Source organism: Parasutterella muris, from assembly GCF_943193095.1.
Taxonomy (GTDB): domain Bacteria; phylum Pseudomonadota; class Gammaproteobacteria; order Burkholderiales; family Burkholderiaceae_F; genus Parasutterella; species Parasutterella muris.
Window position 1 is genome coordinate 21,070 of record NZ_CALPCV010000031.1, and the last position, 6,103, is coordinate 27,172.

At 42.3% G+C, this 6,103-nt stretch carries 4 protein-coding genes; 3 read left to right on the forward strand and 1 reads right to left on the reverse strand.

Going from position 1 to position 6,103, the window contains the following annotated elements; all coding sequences use genetic code 11:
• Window positions 1-12 precede the first annotated feature (12 nt).
• A complete protein-coding gene (locus NFR90_RS10065; protein WP_251452734.1) occupies window positions 13-528 on the reverse strand; it encodes a glycine zipper 2TM domain-containing protein in 516 nt (171 codons plus the stop codon).
• Between the two features lie 794 nt (window positions 529-1,322).
• Here NFR90_RS10065 and NFR90_RS10070 point away from each other — a divergent pair.
• From NFR90_RS10070 to NFR90_RS10080, 3 genes are read left to right on the forward strand one after another with little or no spacing between them, the layout of a single operon-like run.
• A complete protein-coding gene (locus NFR90_RS10070) occupies window positions 1,323-5,075 on the forward strand; it encodes an autotransporter outer membrane beta-barrel domain-containing protein (RefSeq protein WP_251452737.1) in 3,753 nt (1,250 codons plus the stop codon).
• A gap of 46 nt (window positions 5,076-5,121) precedes the next feature.
• Entirely contained in the window at window positions 5,122-5,586 is a 465-nt protein-coding gene (locus tag NFR90_RS10075; protein WP_251452740.1) for a hypothetical protein, read from the forward strand.
• Window positions 5,587-5,868 (forward strand): hypothetical protein, encoded by a 282-nt coding sequence (locus tag NFR90_RS10080; protein ID WP_251452742.1) that lies wholly within the window; start codon window positions 5,587-5,589, stop codon window positions 5,866-5,868.
• The last annotated feature ends 235 nt before the right edge of the window (window positions 5,869-6,103 follow it).

Consider the following 6,103-nt stretch of genomic DNA (forward strand, 5'->3'; position numbering starts at 1 on the left):
CCCATAAGAGAATTATTTGCAGCCGTAAGGATTGTTCGGCTGGATTCGTGTGCTGGAGGGGCCGGTGGAAGTCATGATGGCCGGGCCGTATTTGAATTCGCACATCTTACCGACTTGAGCGGAGTTGAAAATACGTCCGTTCAGTTTGAATGTCAGCTGAACACCGTCAACAAGGGCGTTATCCGGAGAGGCCGCGCTGGAAGCGCCCGCACCGAGCGCCGCGCCTGCGATCGCGCCGATTGTTGTGCCTGAGGAGCCGTGGTGTGTTACCTGATTTCCGATGACAGCGCCCAAGATCCCGCCAAGTGCGGTGCCGACAAGCTGAGAAACCTGGCGGTCAGACTGATTGTTTACTGCGACGCGCGCAGGCTGAATCGCGATAATGTCAACGGTCTGAACCTGCTGGGCCTGATTGACTTGATTGCTGCCGTACACGTCGGAGCGATATATGTCTCCGCTCGTCTGGCAGCCGGAGAGGATAAGGGCGGATGCCGCGATGGCGGGCAGCAAGATTCTGACTTTTTTCATGATCCCTCTTTCATAAAGATTTTATTTACGACAAGGGAACATGATAAATGAACCCTTAATTAATTCTTCAGGCTAACGCCCCGCCTTGATCATGTGAATTGTTAAAGTGTTCGAATTTGTTATGCAGAATTCCTTTTAGATGTTTGAGTTAGAGCTAAAGGTTCGGTTCACTTCCTAGCTCTCAAGGGCAGTAGCTGCGACTCTATCGTCTAAAAATATTTAGTTTTGATTATCTCTATGAAGTTTCAATAGATTTTAATTGAACAGCTAATAATGGTAGACACTCATTGGGATATCTTCTGGATGAAGCGTTGTTTTATTCTTTATCAGATGACGAATGAAAAATAAGAATTAAGGGTTTCTATGGAGTCATTTGTTTGTTATATGAGTACTTTTTTTGGTACGTTAGTGGCATAATACTAACAGAATAAGGCTAAGGAACTCGAGGATAGAATGAAAGGCTTTTCTTTTGATAGTTTCTCGACTCACTTTATATATAGCTATCGATACATTAGTTCATATGGTTAAGGTCGTGGGCTAGCACCTAACCTCAATAAGTTTCTTAGAAAACATAAAGACGTTCGTTATATCTACCGTCATTGAAATTAGTTACCTCAAATTACAGGAAGCCAATTATGTTATGTAATTCTTTCTCAAGAATTGGTACTGTTCGAGTTGCATTACCAAAACGAAATACTAGGTCCTCCGAATCTTCTTTTTATAGATCGCCTTTGCGCAAAAGGGCTGTCACCTGCTCTGCGACATTGTGTAGTACAAAAAAAATCCGAGCTGGAATGAAGAAGGGTTATAGTTTTAGCAGAGGTGAGGGGGGGGGTGTTTTGATTATAGCAGCCTCTTTGCTCCCTTTTCTTTCAACACCGGCTATTTCGGCCGAGTTGACTGTAGATAAGCAGATAGAAGAATCCTCTGAAAGCTTTAGGGATTTAGAAAATCTGACAGGAACAATGTCATCGGGAAGTTTTTTCTATTGGAAGAAACCAGGTCAGCAAAATTTAGAATTTGATAATGTTAAGGCAATTGAGTGCACAAATCTAAAGAATACTGGCTCGGGATCAATCTTTAAGACAGTTTCATCGGGGAAAACGGAATCTCAAACTCAATTGATTTCTTTTAAAAATTTTGCTCCATCTATTTATTCTTCTTCTGGCGTGATATTTAGCGCTTCAGGAATTCAAGACTCTGTTATAAAAGTACACCAGATCGTCGAGGGGGATATGGGCGATTTAACAGTGCTTGGGAATACGTACACCGCTTCAATGACTTCCATAGTTAGCCCAAATCCACCTCAAATGGGCGTATTTAATGTAACTCAGGGAAGCGCTCAGTACATCAGAGGAAATATTAGATCAATTACCCCTAAAAATAATGGCAAAGGAACAGTTATCTTATTAAGAGGGGACAATACAAACAGCAATGCATATCCTTATCCTACAGAACAAGCTTTCCTGGGTGCGATTGGAGATGTCGGCGATGATGAACATAGGTTTTATCAAGGAATTGTAATGGTTAGACAGGGGGATCAGTACATAGAAAAAATGGGAACATTGTACGCGACCCTCTACGGGATCAGAACTTTTGAAACAGAAAACGGGAGCGATGAAAAACTAACCTCTCTTGGACTGCCAACGGGGCAATACATAAAGTCGATTGAAAAGATAGACCTGAAAAGTACTGATAGGAGGAATGCGTCGTACGGCATCTACAGTTGGACAGATAATGGAAATAAAGGTTCTGGACGCTCGTATGTAGGTATTCGAGGAAAGAAAAATACAGCGGGTGAATATGTAGGTATTGAGATCAACAACCCCAATCATCTGCAGCCTATTGCAGTACTTAACATGGGAGGAGTGCAAGAGGTAGAAGCACTAAACAGTGAAGGAGTATCCATAATAGCAAAAGGAAAACCTAAAACAGAAGCTGGGAAACCTGGTGTAGACTTGGCTTTAACAGCACGCATTCAAGGGCAAATTCACAACCACAGAGCGGACAGGTCTTCTATTCTTACAAAAACTAAGTTTATCGGTCCCTTCATAATAAACAATAGGGTTCTTGTGCAAGCTTCTGTTCATCAAGGGAGTTTGACGAACCCGAAACCGCCGTTAGAAAAAGGTGTTTCAGTCGTAGAATTCTCCTCAAATAGCTATGGAACGGGGAGTGTCTTCAATCCTGGCTCATACATTGAGGTTCAGGCAGGAACCAATAAGACAGCATTAGATGGAGATGTGAATCCGTACAATAACACTCGGTTGCTTTTAACAAACACTAAACTGACTTGGACTTATAACACCTATATTTCCAATCTCGGAGTATTGCGCAGTTCTCCTTTGGTTAATCCTTCGTTAAGCACATCCTATGCAACCTCTGCTTTCGAATTTAATACAGTTCACGTTTCGGATAGACATGTTAGTCCCGAAAACGAACCTAAAAAAGAGCTTGACCCTGTGAAACCTGATCCTGATAAACCAGACCCAGATACACCAGACTCAGAAGATAAAGAGCCAAGTAAAGATATATCCTTGATTACTCCGATTGCTCTGGCTAGCGGTAGCTCTTGGATTAATGCGTCTGCTGGAACTTCATCCATGAACAAGGCGAGTTCTTGGAGTGTCCTTGATAAGCGAGCCCTAACCGATATAACAGATCCAACGAATCCCGATTTGGTTAGCCCAGGCCCGACCGATCCTGATCCGGTTGATCCTGATATTGATAAGCCGGATCAACCGGATGAGCTACCCTATAAGTATCCTTATGGTAATGGTCCATACATGAATTACTGGGCAATAGGATCCACCGATAAGACTGCTCCATACTTTTATTTTGCAAAAATTGAAACTTCTGATGGTAAAGCCATTCAGTCAGATCGCTCTAATGCATCTTCTCTCGACTTCTACGTCAAACCTACGAATTTTTATCGAAACGGAACTAAGATTACAACCCTTTCCAGCTTAAATGCAGATAACCTCTGTGCAGGAGATAGTTGTGAAGGAGGCGACAGGGAAATTTCACCAGGTTGGAAAGGAGCCCGAAATGATAAACGACTGGCTGCTGCATTTTGGCTTCTTAGAAGTGCTGCCAATTCTATATATGCAAAGGAAGGTATAGAAAATGTTGGTTCTCAAAGCGATATTATGATTAAAGATGACTTTGAGGACGGTTACAACAAAGGGTTATCCAAAGGAACCAAATGGCACATCCTTAAAGATGCAGACGGTAATGAGTTAAAAGACGATAGTGGAAATCCCATTATTCGCCGCTGGGATCCAAACGATCCGGATGCTGAGTTTGCTAAAGCTGCCGGTTGGGTAGTTATTCCAGAAGGTGTTGTTAATCATGCTCTGAGAGCTCAATGGTATTTCGAAGATATCGAATTAGTGCAGGATTCTGCGAGTGATGTGCCCTCTAGCGTGATCGGAGAAGGCGCCAAATACAGAGGAGAAATTATTGATTTGGCTACTTGGTTCCCGCAGTATCCTTTGGAACCGGGTTTTACTCATCCTCTTCCCTTGTTTCCTGCTACACCAATTCCAAAGCCGAATCCACAGCCGACACCTACAATGAAGTCAATAGAGGCAGTTTCACTCAGTCATTATTTTACATGGCGACAAGAAATTGACACGCTTCATCAAAGATTAGGGGAGGTCAGAGATAATTATGAGCTGGAAGGTCTTTGGGCAAGAGGCTATGCCGGACGTAACCGAATTAATTCGAACGGCTACTATTTCAGAGATAATTACAAGGGGATTCAGATCGGTTTAGATCGGAATTATTACGAATATAAGGACTCATATCGTTGTCGTGAGAAAGATGGAGAAAATTTTCCGTGCAAGCGTGAAAAGAAACATGATTGGACTTACGGAACAGGTTTGTCATATACAGAAGGAGATCTGAAGCTCAGCAGAGGGGGAAACGCTGATAACTGGATGGCAAGCTGGTGGCTGTATGGTGTTAGAAAGTTTTCCAACGGTGGTTATCTAGATCTTGTAGGCAAAGTTAGTCGATTCTCCAACGAATTCTCGGCATGGAGCAGTGACTACTTATTGAATACGAAAGGCCGCGATAAAACTTGGGGCTATACACTAAGTGCAGAGTATGGCAATAAGCACTATCTTTTTGAGAATAAAGACTGGTATTTAGATCCTCAGCTGCAGATCGTCTACGGAAGGATCTTTGGTTCCAGCTTTAGAACCAATAATGATGTGAATGTTCATCACAACGCGGTTAACAGTTTAATCGGTCGGGCAGGTGTCGCTCTTGGGTATGAAGGGAAGAAGGGCTCAGCCTTTGTCAAGGTCGATGGCCTGCGAGAATTCAAAGGGAAACTGGTTACGACTTATAAGCTTGACGACGGTTCCTTCAATGCTTCCCGCTTTAATCTTAAAGAGACGTGGGGAGAGGTTTCCGCCGGAGGAACTTATACCTTCTCACGTAAGAAAGATAAGTTAGCTCACTTTTATGTGAAAAGAAGTTTTGCGTCTAAGCTGAAGACTGACTACAGAGTCGATATCGGATTTGAATACATTTTCTAAGGAGAGACCGCTCTTGCATAAAGTGTAGGGGCGGTCGAAATCTACCATGAGCAATAAATCAATAATATCAATACTGAGTATTATCATTTTTATCGGTCTATCTGGTTGTGCGTCTATTGCAGAAAAGGATATCCAGGAATTGGAGATTACAACGACACCGGAAAGCTGCTCGATTACGGTTACGGATAAAAACGGCGAAAACATCTATCAAGGAAAAACTCCTTTTAAGCAAACTCTCTCAAAAGCAGAGGGTTACTTTACAGGCCAAATCTATAACATTCATATAGAGAAAGGCGGATGTCGTCCTGCTGATTTGGTTGTTAAATCAAAAAATAATCTTTGGTACGTTTTCGGCAACACTGCAAATGCATTTATTCCGGGCTGGATTGGAGTAGATGCGAAAACACATGCGATGTATGAGCTTTCCTCTTCAAAGATTCATGTGAGACTCGTTTGCAGTGATGAAGACGGTTTCCCAGGCGTTGTCAAAAAAGAGGTGTTGGAGAAGTAAATGAAAAAAGCTGTTTGGTTGATGTCACTGCTGTTCTTGATCAGCGGATGCAGTGCAACGGTTGAAAAATCTGCCGTGGAAGAGCAGAAAGACGGTACATTTAAAATCGACTGTATCAAGGAAAATGAGTGGTCCGGTGCATTTTTGTCCTCTGAATTGATAAGAGAGGCGGAAGAGTTCTGCCTTAACAAAGGTAAAAAATTTGAAAGAGTAGAACTGAAAAGTGAAAATGATGGAAGATTCAACTATACGAATGTACACTTGACCTTTAGATGTAACTGAGCTTTCACAGTATATTCACCATCAAGGGGAAGGGAGCGATCACTTCTCCGTGCAGTGTTTGAGTGGACATAAACCTAAATTCTAACCTGAATTCCCAAAAACTAGATCATAAATATTACTAGTAGTTACACACAGTGCCCAAATTGCCCGTAAACCGAGCATTGGGCATTATTTTTAACTGATTTAATAGATTATAATTATATAATCTACCTGGAGGGATTCATATGCTTGCGAA